This is a genomic window from Streptomyces viridochromogenes, assembly GCF_001270495.1.
Lineage (GTDB): Bacteria > Actinomycetota > Actinomycetes > Streptomycetales > Streptomycetaceae > Streptomyces > Streptomyces viridochromogenes_A.
On sequence record NZ_LGUR01000196.1, the window covers coordinates 171,263 to 188,886 of the forward strand.

Sequence of the window (17,624 nt, forward strand, 5' to 3'; positions counted from 1 at the left end):
AACGCGAAGGAGACGAACGTGCCCCAGGTCTCGCAGCCGACGACGCACGTCATGCAGCACACGGTCGGCGTCGCCGCGTCGGCCGACATCGTCTGCGACCTGCTCGCCGACGTCACGGGCTGGCCGCGGATGTTCGGGCCGACCGTGCATGCCGAGCAGGTGTCCGAAGACGCCACGCAGGAACGGATACGGTTGTGGGCGCTGGCCAATGGGGAGGTGCGCAGCTGGACCTCCCGGCGGCACATCGACCGGCGGGCCCGCCGTATCACCTTCCGTCAGGAGCTCTCGCAGCCCCCCGTGGCCGCCATGGGCGGTGAGTGGCGGATCGCGCCGGAGCCCGGCGGAACCTGTTCGGTCACCCTCCTGCACGACTTCGCGGCCATCGACGACGACCCCGACGGCCTGGACTGGATCGAGCGGGCCGTCGACCGCAACAGCGCGGCGGAACTCGCCGCGCTCAAAGCCACCGCGGAGGCTCACGAGCAGAGCCCGGACCTGTTCCTGACGTTCGAGGACGGTGTCACGGTCAACGGCCCGCTGGAGGCGGTCCACGCCTTCATCGCCCGCTGTGACCTGTGGCCCGAGCGGCTGCCCCACGTCACCCGGCTGCGGCTCACCGAGGCCGGTCCCGGCGTGCAGCTGATGTCGATGGACACCAAGGCCCCCGACGGATCCGTGCACACGACGGAGTCGGTCCGGATCGTCCTGGAGACCGGCCGGATCGTCTACAAGCAGACCCGGGTTCCGCCGATCATGACCGCGCACACCGGCGAGTGGGTGCTGCGCGCCACCCCCGAGGGGGTGCGGGCGATCTCCCGGCACACGGTCGTCGTCAACCCGGTCACCGTCCCCGAAGTGCTCGGTGCCGGCGCCACGCTCGCCGACGCACGCGACGCGGTCCGCACGGCCTTGGGCACCAACAGCCTGGCCACCCTCCGCCTCGCCAAGGCCCATACCGAGGGCGGCAGCAGTGACTGAGGCGAAACCGGCGGCCGAGCCGCGGCTCGACGGCCTGCTGTCGGAGGCGGCGCGACGACACGGAGACCGGACGGCGATCCGCGCGGGCTCCGCCGAGCCGACCTTCGCCGAACTGGACGCGGCGGCAACCCGATGGGCCGCCGCCGTCCGCAGGCTCGTCGGCACCACCGACACCGTGGTGGCCCTGGTGTCACCGCTGAGCCCCGACTTCGCGGCCGCCTTTCACGGGATCGTCCGCAGCGGGAACGTCGTCGCACCCCTCAACCCGCTGCAACGGGCCGACGAACTACGCCATCTCCTCGGGGTCACCCGGGCCCGCCTCGCCGTCGTGACGCCTCCCGTGCGCGCCGAACTCGCCGCCATACGCCCGTCGTTGCCGCACCTGACCGAGATCGTCGGCCTGGACGAGGAATGGCCGTGGGACGAACCGCCCGAGGACGTGCCCCTCGGTGACGTCGCCTGCCTGCACTTCACCAGTGGTACGACCGGGCCGGCGAAGGCTGCCGTCCTCACCCACCGCAACCTGCTGGTGAACGCGGCCCAGGTGGCCGAGGCACACCGGCTCGGCCCGGAGTCGGTGGTCCTGAACCACCTGCCCAAGTACCACCTGATGCATCTCAACTCCGCGCTGTACGCGGCCGCGACCCAGGTGCTGTGCACGGACCCCGACCCTGTGGAGGCCGTCGGCACGGCGAACCGCCACCGGGCCACCCACTTCTACAGCATTCCCATGCGCCTGGTCCGCCTCGCGGCCGACGAGCGGCTGCCGGAGCTGAGCCTGCGCACGGCCCGGATGATCGCCTCCGGCGGATCGGCGCTGCCCGCGCCGGCCGCCGAGACGTTGCGCAGCCGGCTGGGCGTGCCCGTCATCCAGGGGTACGGGCTCGCCGAGGCGTCACCGCTCACCCACTCCGACGGCCCGGACCGCCCCCGGCCCGGATCGGTCGGCCCCCCGTTGCGCGACACGGAATGCCGGATCGTCGCACCGGACACCGGCGCGGTCCTGCCGCCGGGAGAGGCGGGCGAGGTCCAGGTGCGCGGCCCGCAGGTGATGCGCGGCTACCTGCACGACCCCGCACCGGTCGACGCCGAGGGCTGGCTGTCCACCGGGGACATCGGCCGCCTCGACGAGGGCGGTCGGCTGTACCTCGTCGACCGGATCAAGGACGTCTTCAAGTGCGACAACTATCTGGTCTCGCCGTCGGAGGTCGAGCGGGCGCTGCGCGCACACCCGGACGTGGCCGACTGCGCCGTGTTCGACCATCCCGATCCCGTCGGCGGGGCTGTCTGCGCGGCCTTCCTGGTAGCGGCCGAGACCGCTCAGGACGTCCCCGGAGCCTTCGCCCGGCGGGTGCTCGCCGAGGTGAACGCGAGGCTCCCGTACTACCAGCACATCCGGCTCGCCGACGTGGTGGACGCCGTCCCGCGTTCGGCCAACGGAAAGCTCCAGCGCAGAAGCCTGCGCGACGCATTCATCCGACGGCGGGCATCGGCCCCGCCCCGACACGGAGGTACCGCAGTGTCCGGAACCGGTCAGTCAGCACCCGAAGTGAGCCGACAGGTGGTCGCCATCACCAAGTTCACGGTCAAGGGGGATGCCGCGGAATTCGAGCAGGCCTTCAGGGAACACGCCGAGTTCATGCGGGCGCGGCCCGGCTTCCAGCGAGCGCAGATGGTCCGCTCCGCGCGCACGCCCGAGGTGTACATCAACCTCGGTTGGTGGCGGGACGCGCCGTCCTACCTCGCCGTGCTGGAGTCCGGCGAGTTCCGCGGTCATCTGGGCCGGTTCGCCGAACTGGCCGACGTGGAACCGCAGATGGGGCCGGTGCTGTTCGGTCTCGACCCGGAGCAGCCATGAGCGGCCAGGGTGACCCGGTGGCCGGCAGCACCCTGGGGCTCGAGGGGAGGATCGCGCTGATCACCGGCGGTACCCGAGGGCTCGGGCTCGCCATCGCGCGCAAGCTGTGCGCGTGCGGTGGTGACGTCGTGCTCAACTACGGCCACAGCGACGAGGACGCCGAGCGGGCCACGCGTTCCCTCGCGGGCCTCAAGGGCACCGCCACCGCCGTACGCGCCGACCTGGCCGATCCGCGGGCCGTGCCCCAGCTCCTGGAGAAGGTCCGGGCCCGTTATGGCCGGCTCGACGTGTTCGTGCACAACGCGGCCGGCTGGACGCCGATGCAGGCTCTGCACGCCGACCTCGGGGCGCTGCGCGAGGACACGGCGGCCGCGCTGCACCCGTTGCTGGCTGCGGCCCCGTTGCTGCCGGGGCTGATGCGGGGCGGCCGGGGCCGCGTGGTCGCCGTCTCCAGCACAGGTGCGCACCGGGTCGTACCTGGCTATGTGAGCCTGGGCGTGGCCAAGGCGGCGCTGGAGTCCCTCGTCCGGTATCTGGCCGTCGACCTGAGCCCGCACGGCATCGCGGTCAACGCCGTGTCGACCGCCAAGCTCGACAAGGGCACCACCACGGTGAACCGGGAAGCCTCGGCGGCTCTCGCGCAGCGCACCCCGGCCGGGCGGCTGACCACGCCGGCCGATGTCGCCGACGTGGTGGCCCTGCTGTGCACGGACGAGGCGGCCTGGCTGCGGGGCCAGGTGGTCACCGCCGACGGCGGCCTCGGCTTGCGTCCTTGACAGCGACGCCCAGGTCACCGTCTTGCGGGCCTCGTCCCCTTCGCACGCGGGAGGGGAACGAGGCCCGGCGGTCTTCGAGGGCAGTTCGAAGCGCGGGGTGCGACATCCCAGGTGCCCTGCTGCGAAGGAGACGGGAGGAGAGACGATGACGCATCGCGAGGGCAAGCTCCGGGCGGCACCCGACGCGGACGAGGAGGCCGATCCTCCGGAACCCGGGCAGCCAGGACTCCGGCTGGGCGTCATCGGCTGCGCGGGGATCGCCTGGCGGCGCACCCTGCCGGCCGCCGTCGCCGAGCCGTCGGTACGGCTGGTCGCGGTGGCCAGCCGGGACGGTGACAAGGCCGCCCGGTTCGCCCGCGAGTTCGGCTGCTCCGCCGTACACGGTTACGAGGAGCTGCTGCGGCGGGACGACATCGAGGCCGTCTACATTCCGCTGCCCGTGGCCCTGCACGCCGAGTGGATCGAGGCGGCCCTGCGCGCCGGCAAGCATGTGCTGGCCGAGAAGCCGCTGGCCCCGGACGCGGCCACGGCGGCGCGCCTGGTGGACCTCGCACACGCCTCGCGGCTGCTGCTCGTGGAGAACTACATGTTCACCCACCACTCCCAGCACCGGGCGGTACGCCGGCTGCTCACCGAAGGCGTCGTCGGCGAACCGCGGTCCTTCGCAGCCGCGTTCACCATTCCCCGGCTGCCGCCCCACGACATCCGCAACCGGCGCGAACTGGGCGGCGGGGCGCTGCTCGACGTGGCCGGATACCCCATCCGCGCCGCCGAGCTGTTCCTCGGCGACGGCCTGGAGGTCGTTGGCTCCGTGCTGCGCCACGACCCGGACACCGTGGTGGACACGGGGGGCGCGGCCCTGCTGCGCTCCCCCTCGGGCGTCATCGCCCAGCTCACCTTCGGCATCGACGACGCCTACCACTCGTCGTACGAGATCCGGGGCAGCACCGGCAGGCTGAGTCTCGGCCGGGCCTTCACACCGCCCCCGGACCACCGGCCGCTCGTCCGCGTCGAGGGACCGGACGGTGCCCGGGACCATCTGCTGGCCGCCGACGACCAGTTCGCCCGAGTGCTCGGCGCCTTTGCCCGGGGTGTCCGGGCGGGGACCGGCGAGCTGCCCTCCGGCACCGGCCACCGGGTGGCCGACATCGTGCCGCACGCCCGGCTGGTCGACGCCGTACGGCGGTCGGCGCGCTGAGCACCGTTGCCACGACCCACCTCTGGAGACCCCACCATGCGCATCCTGTTCACCACCTATGCCGCGCGGCCGCACTTCTACCCGATGGTGCCGCTCGCCTGGTCCTGTCTGCTGGCCGGGCACGAGGTGCGCTTCGCCAGCACACCGTCGCTGATGGACACCGTCCGCGAGTCGGGCCTTCCGGGTGTGTCGGTGGGCCGGGACATCGACGCCGAGTCCTGGTATCGCAGCGGCACGTTCGTGCCCGAACCGGCCGGCGCGGACGAGCCGGAGCACGCGGTGTGGCTGCGGGTCACCGACCGGCTCGCGGAGAAGCAGTTCAGCGTCTGTGAGCACATGGTGGACGGGCTCGTCGAGTTCGCCCGCGACTGGCGCCCCGACCTGATCGTCCACGACCCGGTGACCTTCGCCGGCCCGGTCGCCGGGCAGGTGCTCGGCATCCCCACCGTCAGCCACCTGTACGGCCTGGCCCGGCTGCTGCGTCTCGACATCGAGGACTGGCTCGGCACCGAGCACCGCGCGGGCTACCTGGACCTGTTCACGCGCTGGGGCGTCGAGCCGCTGCTGGACCCCGACGCCTGGATCGACCCGTGCCCGCCCGGTCTGCGCTGGCCGGGACAGCGCGAGATCAACCGGGTGCAGATGCGCTACCTGCCCTACAACGGCCCGGGCATCGAACCGGAGTGGCTGCGCGAGGAGCCCGAACGGCCCCGGGTGCTGGTCAGCTGGGGCACCTCACAGCAGAAGAAGCTGGGCACCGGGATCATCGAACTGTTCGGCCGGATCGCACGCAGTGCGGCATCGCTCGACGCCGAGGTCGTCCTGACCGTGGGCGCGATGGAACCCGAGCACCGGCGTCACCTCGGCGAGCTCCCCGCCAATGTGCGCGCCGTCGACTGGGTTCCGCTCAGCAGCCTCGTGCCGAGCTGCCGGGCGATCGTCCACACGGGCGGTACGGGGGTGATGATGACCGCGGCCGCCTACGGGGTGCCGCAGTTGGGTGTCACCAAGATCCCCGAGGGGCGGTTCAACGTGGAGCGTCTCGTGGCCGTCGGCGCCGGACGGCATCTGCCCCAGGACGAGGTGACGGACGACGCCGTACGCACCCATGTGGCCGCGTTGCTCGCCGACGACGCCTGCCGGGACGGCGCGCACGCCCTGCGGCGGGAGATCGAGGAGCAGCCGTCCCCGGCCTCCGTCGTGCCCGCGCTGGAAGAGATCGCCGCGAAGGCGACCGTCCGCTGAACCCGCTCCGGCCGCCGGCGCGGCACCCCGAGCGGGGTGCCGCGCCAGGGGCCGCGGGCGTGCCGTTCAACGCCTCGGCGCCGGCCCGGCGCCGAAGTGGCGGTGCGCGGGCGCGTCGGCGCACGTGCCGAACAGCGCCGAGCAGACCTCACCGAGCACGAGCGACGGCGTGCCGACGCCGTCGTCCACAGCGCGCCAGCACACATATCCGTCGGGCCGCACCAGGACCGCCCCGCTCTCGGTGACCCCGTGTGCGGCGGCCCAGCCGCCGGACGCGTCCCGCAGCCCGGCGCCGAGCCGGTGCACCCGCAGCTCCGACGCCCCGGCGAGGTCGCGGCCGGCCCGCTCCCACCGCTCGGCGTCCGGTCCGCACAGCAGGACGAACCGATCGCGGTAGAGGTCGAGCGCGGATATTTGCCGGGTGCCGCTCAGCAGCCAGTGGTGCGGCGCCCGGCTGCCCGGTTCGCCGGTGAACTCGACCGCGGGCGACGGCGGGCGGGCGAGGCCGTCCTCGTCCAGGATCGCGGCGGAGCGGTAGCGGTGCCCGAGCACCACGGCCGGCGGATGCGGCTCGGGAGCACCGGTCGGCGGACCGGACTCGGCTGAACGCCGGGCGAGTTGCTGCCGTACCGAGTGCTCGCACGCCGCGAGCGCGACGGGTCTGCGCTCCGCCTCGTAGGTGTCCAGCAGCCGGTCGGAGGCCGCTCCGCGAACCACCGCCGCCAGCTTCCACGCCAGGTTGTGGGCGTCCTGCACCCCGGTGTTCCCGCCCAGGCCGCCCGCGGGTGCCATCACGTGCGCGGCGTCCCCGGTGAGCAGAACGCGGCCCGAGCGGTAGCGATCCGCCGTCCACGACGCCAGCTCCCAGGTCTGTACACCGGGCCGGTCCCCCTCCGGGAGCAGGACCGGCACCACATCCGGTATCCCGGTGGCGGCCCGGATCAGCTCCGTGCACCGGTGGGGGGTGAAGTGCCGCGGTCGCTCCCCGGCCCGGGGCCGGTAGGGCACCATCAGCACCCAACGTTCGGGGCTGTCCAGCCGGGTCAGCATGGTGTGCGGCACCGGACGGTCGAGGTAGGCCAGTGCCAGTCCGCGTCCCCGCAGCGGCTCCGCCAGATCCGCTTGGAAGGGGATGTTGACGTAGTGGTCGAGAACGCCCGCGCCGTCGGTGCCGATGGCGAGCGCGGCGCGGATGGCCGACCGGTGGCCGTCGGCCGCCACCAGGTAACGGGCGCGCACGTCCGCCTCGCTTCCCCGGGCCAGGTCGCGGAGCCGGACCGTGACGCCGTCGGCGTCCTGCGCGAAGGACTCCAGGCGGGTGCCGAATCGCAGCCTCGCCCCCAGCCGCGCGGCCTCGGCGCGCAGCACCGGCTCGACGACGTTCTGGTCGATCACCAGCGGGGCGGTGGGGCTGAGTTCCGCGTGCGACCGTGCTGCCGGGCGCACGGCGCGGAAGTGGGGCTCGCTCACGAGGGTGGCCGCGCCCACGATCTCCGGCAGGTCCCGAAGGACCGAGGCCGGTGCGGCTTGCAACGCCGCTTCGGCACCGGCCGCGCGCAGCACTTCCATCGTGCGCAGATTCAGTCCGCGTCCGCGCGGTTGCGTCGAGGTGCCCGCGTGCTGCTCCACCAGCAGGACCGGTACATCCTGACCGGCGAGGAACAGCGCCAGCGACAGGCCGACCAGTCCGCCGCCCGCGATCACCACCGGGAGTTCGCTCTCCATGCCGACTTCCCGTCACGTCAGGGGTTGGGAACCCCAGGCTGGCCGCAGCCCTTCGAACGTCTCTCGAAGGCGCGGCGCGACCATGAAGGCCGATCAGCGGCGGGGTCCGGAACGAGCACCGCAACCCGGAGGAATACATCACATGGCTGACACGACCGAGGCACCGCTGCGGCTGCACGCGCTCGCCTACAGTCTGGGCATCAGCGCGGCCGTGACCGCGGCCGCCCGTCTCGACCTGGCCGACGCGCTGGGCGACCGGCCCATGCCGGTCGCCGAACTGGCCGCGGCTGTCGGCGCGTCCGAGGAGGCCCTCGGGCAGTTGTTGCGGGCACTCGCCTGCCACGGCGTGTTCCGGGAGACGGCGGAGGACGTCTACGCCCACACCGAGTTGTCCCGGCTGCTGCGGGGTGACGCGCCCGGTGGCCGCAAGGCCATGGCGCTGCTCGCGGGCGCGCCGTTCGCGTGGCGCATCTGGTCCCGTCTGGACGAGGCGGTACGGACCGGCCGGAGCGTCTTCGCCGAGGAGTACGGCACCACGCTGTTCGAGCATCTGCACGGGTCGGAACCGGAGCTGGGGCTGCTCTTCGACCAGGCGATGGCCAGGTCGGGGGAGATCACGGCGGCGGCCGTGGCGGACGCGCTCGGCCTCGAGGACACCGGCACCGTGGCCGACATCGGCGGCGGCCGGGGCATCCTGCTGCGGCTCCTGCTGGAACGCCACCCGGGCGTCAGCGGTGTCCTGTTCGACCTGGAGCGGGTGATCGCCGGCGCCGATCCCGCGCTGTGCGAGGGCGGCGCGCTGGCCGGGCGGTGCGCGCTGGTGGCCGGAGACTGTCACGTCGGCGTGCCCGTGAAGGCCGACACCTACCTGCTCAAGGGTGTCGTTCACATGTGGAACGACGACCTCGCCGTCGCCGTCCTGCGCAACCTGGCGCGGGCAGCGCCTCCCGGAGCGCGGATCATCCTGATCGAGCAGGTGCTGGACGCGACCGCCACACCGGAGATCGCGACGGTGATGAACCTGTTGATGCTGGTCAGCCAGGGCGGGCGGGAACGCACCCGGAAGGAGTTCGCGGCCCTGTTCGCCCGAGCGGGGCTGGAGTTCGGCGGGATCAGGGCAACGCGGAGCGCCGTACACCTTGTCGAAGGTGCCGTTCCGGGGCACTGAGCCCGCCCCGGGCGGGGGAGCCGTCCGGCGCGGGGCCCGCTCCCCCGGCCGGTGTCCCGCCGGATTCCAGCCGCTCGAACACCCGTGCAAGGCCGGAGTGGGAGATCTCCCTGGCGCAGGACACGCCCGCGTCGTACGCCGCGGACAGCTCCGGTTCCGGCAGCAGCGGCGCGCAGCGGGAGCGAATGCGCCGCGCGTCGGGATGACCGGACACGGTCGTACCGGTCAGGGCGTCGGCGGCGCCCAGCAGCCGCAGGGCGAGTGCGGCCTCCCCCCGCTCCGCGGCGATGGCCCCGCCCAGCAGGAGCACCCCGCCTGCCACCCGTGCGTCACCGAGCGCGAGGGCATGCGCGAGGGCCTCCTCGTAGCGCTGCGCGGCCAGGCCCGGGCGGTGCCGAACCACCTCGACGTGCCCCGACTCGCACAGCAGCAGCACCAGCTGGCCCACGTCGGGCCGCCGCGCGGTGCGCAGCGCCGCGACACCGCGGTCCACAACGGCGGCCGCCTCGTCCAGGTCGCCGGACCAGCGGGCCACCTCGGCGAACGCCGCGCGGACGCGGGGCAGGCAGCGGGTGGTTCCCAGCCGCCGGGCCGAGCGCAGTCCGGCCTCCGCCAGCTCGCGCGCCCGGCGCAGGTCGCCCGCTCTGGCCAGCTCGCCGCCGAGCCGGGCGAGCAGCAGCACCTGGTCCTCCGTGGCCCCGAGCTCCGCGGCAAGGCGCAGCGCCTCGTCGAGCAGTTCGGCCGCCTCTTCCGGGCCGGACGTGGCGGCCGAGATCTCGGCCAGGGCGCACAGCGCCTGGATCTGCCCCCACCGCTCACCGACGGCCCGCGCCTCGTGCAGCGCGGCCCTAAAGTGCCGGGCGGCCCGCGGCACGTCCCGGCGCGCGGAGTGCAGATGGCCGGCGTTGAGGTGACCGCAGCAGCGCACCCAGGGGTGCGGGTCCTCGGTCAGCCGCTCCATCGCCTCCAGGGCCGCGTCCGGGTCATGGTCGAGCATGCTCAGGGTGCCCCGGAAAGCGGTCAGTTCGGGCCGCTGACGATGCCCCGGCAGCGCGTCCCGGCCGGCCGACTCGAGCCAGGACCGGACCCCGGCCAGCGCCGTGGCCGTGACCTCGGGGGCGGTCGTGGGCGCCAGCGCCGACATGATCATGACGAGTGCACGGGCGTCGTCAGATTCCTCCCCCGGCAGTGCCAGCACCCGGTCCGCCCAGTCCGCGGCCTCCAGCTGACGGCCACGCAGCGACCAGTACCAACCGAGCGCCGCCACCATCCGGACCGCGAGCTCCGTCCTGCCTCCGGCGACCAGCCGTCCCAGCGCCGCCTGAAGGTTTTCGTGATCGGCGGTCAGCCGACCCAGCCAGAGCACCTGGTCGGCCTCCATCAGGCGGGGCGCGGCGGTCTCCGCCAGACGCAGGAAGTAGCGGGCGTGCGCCTCGCGCAGCGTGTTCTCCTCGTCCGCGTCGAGCCGTTCGGCCAGGTGACGCCGGATCGTGTCCAGCATCCGGTAGCGGGTCTGTCCGCCGACGTCGGCGACCTGCACCAGCGACTTGTCCACGAGGGCGGTCAGCAGGTCGACCACGTCCCGCTCCGACGTTCCGGCGCACACCTGCTCCACCGCGCCCAGCGTCGCCCCGGCGGGGAACACGGCCAGCCTGCGGGCCAGGGCCCGTTCCCCGGGGTGCAGCAGCTCCCAGCTCCAGTCGACGACGGCGGCCAGTGTGCGGTGCCGGGGCGGGCGGCCGCGGCCGCCGTCCGACAGGATCCGCAGGTGGTCCTCGATCCGTTCGGCGACCTCGCGCGCAGACAGCGCGCGCAATCGCGCGGCGGCCAGTTCCAGCGCGAGGGGCAGGCCGTCGAGCCGGCGGCAGACACGCGCCACGTCGCAGGCGTTGGTCTCGTCCACCGTGAACGCCGCCCGTACCGCCCTGGTGCGTTCCGTGAGCAGTTGTACCGCGGGACTCGCCAGCACCTGGTCCAACGTGGCGTCCTCGGGCGGAGGCGCCAAGGGGCCGAGCGGCAGTGTCCGTTCGCCGGACGCGGCGAGCTGCTCGCGGCTGGTGGCCAGCACCCGTAGCCCGGGGCACCAGCGCAGCAGCCGTTCGACCAGCTCCGCCACCGGGTCGACCACGTGCTCGCAGTTGTCGAGGACCAGGAGCATCCGCCGGTCGCCGACCGCGTCGGCCAGCCGCTCGTGGCCGCCGCCGACGGGCGGATCCGTCGCGCCCAGCACGGCCGGACCGGCTGCGAAGAGCGCGGCCAGCACCTGCTCCGGGACGCGAACGGGATCCCGCACCGTCGTCAGGTCCACCCACCGGGCCCCGTCCTCGAACCGATCGGCCAACGTCCGGGCCGCCTCGGCCGCGAGGCGGGTCTTGCCGACACCACCGGGCCCGGTCAGGGTCACCAGACGAGCCGTCCCGAGCAGCCGCCCCAGCGTGCCGAGCTCGTCGTCCCGCCCGAGCACGCCGGTGAGCGGCACCGACACCCCGGGACCGGCCGGGGCACCCCGCACCCGCTCGCGGAGACGGCCCGGCCTTCCTCCTGCCGGACCGACGGACTCCGGAGAGCCGCCGGCCGTAGGCGGCGGGCCGGCGACCGGCCTCTCCCCCGGCGCGCCCGAGCCTGCCGGGACGCGCCCGGCGGCGGCTCCGTCCACACCGGTGGAGCCGGCGCCGCCGCGCAGCACCGCCAGGTGGGCCCGCCGGAGCTCCGGGGACGGATCCAGGCCCAGTTCCTCCGTGAGGCGGGCGCGTACGCGGGCGTAGACGTCCAGGGCGTCGGCACCGCGGCCCACGGCGTGGAGCGCGTGCATCAGGCGGGCCTGCCACCGTTCGTCCGCCGGCGCCGCCGCGGCCAGGTGCTCCAGTTCCGGCAGGACCTCCGCTGCCCGGCCCAGCGCCAGGTCCGCGTCGATCCGGTCGGCGAGGGCGGCGCGGCGCAGTTCCCGCAGCCGTACCGCTGCGGCCTCGGCGAAGAGGGCGCCCTGAGCCTCCGTGAACTCCTCGCCGCGCCACAGGTCCAGCGCCTTGCGCAGCGTCCCGGCCGCGAGATCGGGCCGGTGCGCCAGTTCGGCGTGCCCGCGTGCCGCGAGGTCCTCGAACCGCCACAGATCGACCGCGTCGGACGGCAACGCCAGCGTGTACCCCCCGGAGCCCGAGACGACGGGAAGTCCGGAGGCTGTCCGGCGCAGCCGGGAGACCAGGGCCTGTACGGCACCGCGCGGCTGGGCGGGCGGTTCGGCGCTCCAGAGGTCCTCGACGAGGCGTTCCACGGACACCGGGCGTCCACGGGCCAGGACCAGCCGGATCACCAGCGAACCGATCCGGGACCCGGCGATCGTGACCGACTCGCCGTGCGGACCACGGATCTCCAGCGGCCCGAGGACCGCCACCCGAATCCCCTGCGCTGCGCTGGTCACGTCGCTGCTCCGCTTCTCGCCGGGCCCTGACGGTAACAGGATCACACGAAGGGCGGCCGAGCCCTCGGCCCGGCCTCGAACTCTCCTCCGGCCGGGCTCGTTAGCGTGCGCTCCGCCAACAACCGAGGAGAAGGCGCGACATGCCCGTTTCTTCAGCGGAGTCCGCACAGCGCACCATGTCCCTGTCCGCACTGGCGGCGGACAGCCCCGTGACCCCGAACACCCGATTCGACGGCTGGTTCGACGCGCGCCGACGGGACAGCGGGTTCAAGGTGACCCGGATACCCTTCGAGCGGCTCGCCGGCTGGGCGTTCGACCGGGACACCGGGACCCTGTCGCACGACAGCGGCCGCTTCTTCTCCGTCGAGGGCCTGCGCATCGAAGCCGAACCGCCGTACAGCACCTGGGAGCAACCCATACTGGTGCAGCGCGAGATCGGCATACTCGGTCTGCTCGTCAGGGAGTTCGACGGCGTTCCGCACTTCCTGATGCAGGCCAAGCTGGAGCCCGGTAACAGCGGGGCGGTGCGGCTGTCGCCGACGGTGCAGGCCACCCGCAGCAACTACACCGGCGTGCACCGGGGCCGGGCCATCCCGTACCTGGAGCACTTCGTGGCGCCGAGCACCGGGACCGTGCTGGTCGACACCCTTCAGTCCGAGCGCGGCTCCTGGTTCCTGCGCAAGCGCAACCGGCACATGGTGGTGGCCGTCGACGGCCCGGTCGAGGAGCACCAGGACTTCCGGTGGCTCACCCTCGGGCAGTTGCGCCGGCTGATGCGGCGGGACAACACGCTGAGCATGGAGGCGTGTTCGGTGCTCGCCTGTCTGCCGGGCACGGCGCCGGAGGACGGCGGGCGCCCGCGGCACGCGCTCCGTGAGGTGACCGGCTCGCTCGTGGAGGTGAAGGCGCGTTGCGAGGTGGGGCAGCACCGGATCCCCCTGAGAGAGGTGGCGTCCTGGCGGCGTCTGGACGACGAGATCTCCCGCCCTGACCGCAGGTACTTCAAAGTCATCGCCGCCGAAGTGCACGCGGCCACCCGGGAGATCCTCCACTGGACCCAGCCGCTCATCGCACCCGTTCCCGGCGGCCTGGCCGTGCTGCTGACCCGTACCTTCGACGGCGTCCGGCACGTCCTGCTGCACGCCCGGGTGGAGGCCGGTTCGCTGGACGTCGCGGAGTTCGGGCCCACCGTTCAGTGCACTCCGTCCAACTACCGTGACACGCCGCCCGCCCGGCGTCCCCGCTTCCTGGACCTCTCGCTCGCCCCGGCGCCGGGGCGGCTGCTCTACGACACTGTGCTGTCGGAGGAGGGCGCGCGGTTCCACCACGCCGAGAGCCGTTACCGCATCATCGACGTGGGCGACGAACTCACCGACGTCCCACCGGACTTCGTCTGGGTGACGCCGGGGCAGTCCGAGCGGCTGCTGCGGCACGGCTACTACCTGAACATGCAGGCACGCACGCTGCTGGCCGCACTGCGGTCGGTCGTCTAGGGCCTGTTGCGAAAGTGGATCTTGGTCGTGGATGATCACGTTCCGTGGGGCGTAGTGATCTGACGAATGGCCAGTGGGCCCGGCTGGAGCCGTTGTTGCCGCGGGCCATCAAGCCGGTCCGTCCGCCGGAATGGACTCGGCGGCAGCTGATAGACGGCATACGGTGGCGGACCCGGACCGGTGCTCCCTGGCGTGATGTGCCAGGACGCTACGGGCCGCGGGACCGGGTCTACGACCTGTTCCGGCGCTGGCAGCGCGATGGCACCTGGGCCCGGATCGTCACTCAGCTCCAGGCTGAGGCCGACGTGAAGGGCCTGATCACCTGGGATGTGAATGTCGACTCCTCCCTGTGTCGGGCCCACCAGCACGCCGTCGGAGCGTCGAAAAGGGGGGCCTGCAAAAGGAGCCGCCTGGCGGCATCGCCGTCGAGCCGACCGACCACGCCCTCGGACGTTCCCGGGGCGGGCTGACCACAATCCGCGCCGTGAGAGGGGCGAACGTCACGCCCTTCTCAGCTCAGCGACCGTATCGGACGTTGGGGACCCGGCAGGATTCGTGCCGCGTCGACGAGCGCAGGTTCAGATCCACGGTGATGCGCCGATGAATTCATCATTGATCCACCCTGCCGAGTTCACCAAGCCCCAGCGGACGCTTTCCCCGAAGCACACCGACCACGAGTTCGCCCCGACCCCTGAGGACTCGCATGCCCACCTGCCCACCACGATGTCTTCGTTCTCCAGATTCATCTTTGCCCGGAGGGAGTAGAGGGTGGACCGGTTGTTACGCACAATCACCGCGCCCTGTACGTAGTCGCCGCTTGGCGACCTGATCGCGCAGACCTGCGCGACCACGGCGGGGTAGATCTCGTTGCTGCTGTCGCACTTCCACGTACTGGAGCTGGCGGTGATCGGGTTTGTGTTGCCGTAAGCACGCCAGGTGCCTTTGCTGATGGCGCCGGCTGCGGCGGCAGGTGTCGTGGTGACCAGCAGGCTGCCGCCGACGATGGCGCCGGTCATGGCCAGGGCGGCCAGTTTCTTCATGGTGCGTTCCCCCTCCATGGTTTTTGCCATCACGACTCGTAAGGGCTCCACCATGTTCGAGTGCCGCGCTGAAGCGGAGTACCTCCAATTGTTCAGGTTGAACGTACGACCCGAATGTGGGGGTTCTCGACCTTGATCCGTGCACGTAGTGACGCGACCGCCGAGCTCATGCGGGGGCGGCGGCTCTTGGACCCGTAAATCCACCCAAAGGGCCACGTCGGACACGCGGAGCGTCACTGATCAGGGGATATGACACAGCTTCTGACCAGCACTTTCCCAACAGAACCTAACCGACACGCCCGGGCGAGTGCCCCGGCAGCTGCCCCGCGCCCTGGATCAGGCACTCGATCAGGTAGTCGCCCGTATCCTCGTCGAGGGTCACGCCGTGGGTCTCGCTGCGGAAGCCGGGGAAGCGGCGGTCGAAGGACTCCAGGGCGGTGAGATAGCGCAGCAGCGGGCCGTCGGGTGCGCCGATGGACTCGCCCGGCATCAGGACCGGGATGCCAGGCGGGGTGACCGTCACCATGGCGGCCGCCACCCGGCCCGCCGCCTCCGAGATCCGGACCCGCTCGGTGTCACCGCGCACCAGCCGCTGGTAACAGTGCTGAGGTGGCGCCACGGGCTGCGGGAGCTGCTGGAAGGCCGTGTCCAGAAGCTCCACCAGGCGCACCGAGCGCAGTTGCTCGTGCATCTCCTGGCACAGCCCGCGCAGGGTCAGGCCCGCGTACCGGCGGGGATGCGCGGCGACGGCCTCCGGCAGGACCCGCTCCAGTGGGGCGTCGGCATCGTAGAGGGCCTTGAAATCCGTCAAGGCGTCCAGCAGGGTGCCCCACTTGCCCTTGGTGATGCCCATGGAGAACAGGATCAGCGTGGTGTAACTATCGGTCTTCTCCACCACAACCTTCCGGGTGGCCAGATAGGCCGTGAGCACCCGGGCCGGGATGCCCTCCTCGGCCATCTCGCCGGTGGCGCTGATCCCCGGACAGGTCAGCGTGACCTTGACGGGGTCCAACATGCAGTGGCCCTCGGTCAGCCCGGGGAAACCGTGCCAGTCGGCGCCGGGCTCCAGCAGCCAGCAGGACTGCTCGGTGCGCAGCACCTCCGGCGGGGCTTCCTCGAACGACAGCCGGTCGCCGGTCGCCGGGTCGGTGACCGTGTCCGGCTGCCACACCCCGAAAAACCACGGCGGCCGGTCCCCGGCGCTCTCGATCCGCCGTCGCAGGCGCACCATCTCCTGACGGAAGCGGATCGCCTCGGTCACCGCCTCGTCGATCAGCCACTCACCCTGCGGGCCGTCCATCATCGCCGTCGCCACGTCGAGCGAGGCAATCATCGGGTAGAGGGGCGAGGTGGTGCCGTGCATCATCAGCGCCTCGTTGAACCGGTCATGCTCCACCGGTGCCCGCGGTGCGGATCGCATGTGCACCATCGCGCTCTGCGACAGCGCCGCCAGCAGCTTGTGCGTGGACTGGGTGGCGAACACGGTCGGGCGGTCCGGGCCGGGGAAGGCATCCTCGTCCACCGACATGCCGTAACGGCCGGCGTAGAGCGGGTGGAAACGGGCGTACGCGAACCACGCCTCGTCGAAGTGCACCCGGGGCGTACTGGCGGCGAACGCGCGAGCGGTGGCTACGGCGTCGTAACTCAGGCCGTCGTAAGTGGAGTTGGTGAACACCGCGTACTGCGGGTGCCGGGACACCGCGCCCTCGGTGAGCGGATGCGCGGTGATCCGGGCCGCCACCGCGTCCGCGGCGATCTCGGCCGGGGGCAGCGGTCCCGCCAGGCCGTAGCCGTTGCGGGTGGGGACCAGGTAGACCGGCCGGGCACCCGAGACGACCAGGCCGTGCAGCACCGACTTGTGGCAGTTTCGGTCCACCAGCGCGATCTCGTCGCGGGTGACGCTGAAATGGCCGACCAGGCGATTGCACGTCGAGTCGCCGTGCAGCACGAAGTAGGTGAGGTCGGAGCCGAACACACGGGCCGCGTTGCGCTCCGCCTCGCCGATCGGGCCGGTGTGCTCGAACAGCGAGCCCAGTTCCTCGACCGAGATCGACAGGTCGCTGCGCAGCAGCCGCTCTCCGAAGTAGTCGTGGAAGGCGCGTCCCGCCGGCGACTTGAGGAAGGCGACACCGCCGGAGTGGGCCGGGGTGTGCCAGGAGTATTCATGGGCGTCGTCGAAGCGGCGCAGTGCCCGGAAGAACGGCGGCAGCACGGATTCCCGGTAGGAGCGGGCGGCGGTGGTGATGCGGCCCGCGATGAAGCCCGGGGTGTCCTCCAGCGGCCAGACGTAGCCCACGACCGACTCGGACACCCACAGCGGCAGGTCCCCCAGGCCCTCGTCGGCCATCACCAAGAAGACCGGCAGGTCCCGGAATCGGCGGCCGATCCGGCGCAGCACAGCGCCGCCGCCCGGGGTCCCGTCGAGGGTGCTGCCCGGCCGGGCGAGTGTGCCTCCCGGCGCGGCGAGCGCGGCGCCGGGCCCGTCACCGACGGCCCTGGGAAGGTCCCAGGCCACCAGCGCCGCCGCCAGACCAGCCTCGGTGCGCAGTACCGCGTCCGCGTCCTCCGCCGTTACCGCCCACCGGACTTCGAAGCCGCCCGCCTCGATCGCGTCCCGGATCTTCCGTAACTGCTGGGGCCCGGCGCCCTCGCCCCGAGGGTGTTCCGGTACCGCGACCAGGATCCTGCTGTCGGCCATGCGCTCTCCCGTCCTCCACGGCGGCGC

12 protein-coding genes are annotated in these 17,624 nt (G+C 72.6%); 8 read left to right on the forward strand and 4 right to left on the reverse strand.

Annotated elements, in window-relative coordinates; genetic code table 11:
• Positions 1-18 precede the first annotated feature (18 nt).
• The 5 genes from ADK36_RS20610 to ADK36_RS20630 all read left to right on the forward strand — a co-directional run bounded on the left by ADK36_RS20610 (position 19) and on the right by ADK36_RS20630 (position 6,055).
• Positions 19-978: an aromatase/cyclase gene (locus ADK36_RS20610; RefSeq protein ID WP_276525838.1), complete on the forward strand. Its 960-nt coding sequence runs from the start codon at positions 19-21 to the stop codon at positions 976-978.
• Positions 971-2,836, forward strand: a complete 1,866-nt coding sequence (locus tag ADK36_RS20615; RefSeq protein ID WP_053198541.1) for an AMP-binding protein — start codon at positions 971-973, stop codon at positions 2,834-2,836. Before ADK36_RS20610 ends, ADK36_RS20615 begins: the two co-directional genes overlap by 8 nt.
• The gene (locus tag ADK36_RS20620) at positions 2,833-3,612 is read left to right on the forward strand and encodes an SDR family oxidoreductase (protein ID WP_048579128.1); all 780 of its coding nucleotides are present in this window, start codon (positions 2,833-2,835) and stop codon (positions 3,610-3,612) included. Before ADK36_RS20615 ends, ADK36_RS20620 begins: the two co-directional genes overlap by 4 nt.
• 145 nt (positions 3,613-3,757) lie before the next feature.
• A complete protein-coding gene (locus tag ADK36_RS20625; protein WP_078916000.1) occupies positions 3,758-4,810 on the forward strand; it encodes a Gfo/Idh/MocA family protein in 1,053 nt (350 codons plus the stop codon).
• A 36-nt stretch (positions 4,811-4,846) separates the two neighbouring features.
• Positions 4,847-6,055, forward strand: coding sequence for a nucleotide disphospho-sugar-binding domain-containing protein (locus ADK36_RS20630; RefSeq protein ID WP_053198543.1), 1,209 nt, complete (start codon positions 4,847-4,849; stop codon positions 6,053-6,055).
• A gap of 66 nt (positions 6,056-6,121) precedes the next feature.
• On the opposite strand, the gene ADK36_RS20635 is transcribed toward ADK36_RS20630, so the two are convergent.
• Positions 6,122-7,780 carry an FAD-dependent monooxygenase gene (locus tag ADK36_RS20635; protein WP_053198545.1) on the reverse strand — a complete coding sequence of 553 codons (1,659 nt, stop codon included), beginning with the start codon at positions 7,778-7,780 and terminating at the stop codon, positions 6,122-6,124.
• Between the two features lie 142 nt (positions 7,781-7,922).
• On the opposite strand from ADK36_RS20635, the gene ADK36_RS20640 reads away from it, so the two are divergent.
• Positions 7,923-8,948 (forward strand): methyltransferase, encoded by a 1,026-nt coding sequence (locus tag ADK36_RS20640; RefSeq protein ID WP_048579131.1) that lies wholly within the window; start codon positions 7,923-7,925, stop codon positions 8,946-8,948.
• Here the strand turns inward: ADK36_RS20640 and ADK36_RS20645 are convergent.
• Positions 8,893-12,366: an AfsR/SARP family transcriptional regulator gene (locus ADK36_RS20645; RefSeq protein ID WP_159391173.1), complete on the reverse strand. Its 3,474-nt coding sequence runs from the start codon at positions 12,364-12,366 to the stop codon at positions 8,893-8,895. The genes ADK36_RS20640 and ADK36_RS20645 overlap by 56 nt on opposite strands.
• A 140-nt stretch (positions 12,367-12,506) precedes the next feature.
• Here ADK36_RS20645 and ADK36_RS20650 point away from each other — a divergent pair, with 140 nt between their 5' ends.
• Together ADK36_RS20650 and ADK36_RS46390 are read left to right on the forward strand one after the other, a co-directional pair.
• Positions 12,507-13,859, forward strand: coding sequence for an NDP-hexose 2,3-dehydratase family protein (locus tag ADK36_RS20650; protein WP_053198549.1), 1,353 nt, complete (start codon positions 12,507-12,509; stop codon positions 13,857-13,859).
• A 44-nt stretch (positions 13,860-13,903) separates the two neighbouring features.
• Positions 13,904-14,329, forward strand: a complete 426-nt coding sequence (locus tag ADK36_RS46390; RefSeq protein ID WP_234329816.1) for an IS5 family transposase — start codon at positions 13,904-13,906, stop codon at positions 14,327-14,329.
• A gap of 108 nt (positions 14,330-14,437) precedes the next feature.
• Here the strand turns inward: ADK36_RS46390 and ADK36_RS20655 are convergent, their stop codons facing one another.
• The gene (locus tag ADK36_RS20655) at positions 14,438-14,929 is read right to left on the reverse strand and encodes a hypothetical protein (RefSeq protein WP_159029068.1); all 492 of its coding nucleotides are present in this window, start codon (positions 14,927-14,929) and stop codon (positions 14,438-14,440) included.
• A gap of 256 nt (positions 14,930-15,185) precedes the next feature.
• Positions 15,186-17,597 (reverse strand): Orn/Lys/Arg decarboxylase N-terminal domain-containing protein, encoded by a 2,412-nt coding sequence (locus tag ADK36_RS20660; RefSeq protein WP_048579134.1) that lies wholly within the window; start codon positions 17,595-17,597, stop codon positions 15,186-15,188.
• Between the last annotated feature and the right edge of the window lie 27 nt (positions 17,598-17,624).

Bases quoted from the DNA above. Each gene is read 5' to 3' on its own strand.
- ADK36_RS20635 (WP_053198545.1), bottom strand. From the start codon at position 7,780: ATGGAGAGCGAACTCCCGGTGGTGATCGCGGGCGGCGGACTGGTCGGC.
- ADK36_RS20655 (WP_159029068.1), bottom strand. From the start codon at position 14,929: ATGGCAAAAACCATGGAGGGGGAACGCACCATGAAGAAACTGGCCGCC.
- ADK36_RS20640 (WP_048579131.1), top strand. From the start codon at position 7,923: ATGGCTGACACGACCGAGGCACCGCTGCGGCTGCACGCGCTCGCCTAC.
- ADK36_RS20625 (WP_078916000.1), top strand. From the start codon at position 3,758: ATGACGCATCGCGAGGGCAAGCTCCGGGCGGCACCCGACGCGGACGAG.
- ADK36_RS20620 (WP_048579128.1), top strand. From the start codon at position 2,833: ATGAGCGGCCAGGGTGACCCGGTGGCCGGCAGCACCCTGGGGCTCGAG.
- ADK36_RS20660 (WP_048579134.1), bottom strand. From the start codon at position 17,597: ATGGCCGACAGCAGGATCCTGGTCGCGGTACCGGAACACCCTCGGGGC.
- ADK36_RS20650 (WP_053198549.1), top strand. From the start codon at position 12,507: ATGCCCGTTTCTTCAGCGGAGTCCGCACAGCGCACCATGTCCCTGTCC.
- ADK36_RS20630 (WP_053198543.1), top strand. From the start codon at position 4,847: ATGCGCATCCTGTTCACCACCTATGCCGCGCGGCCGCACTTCTACCCG.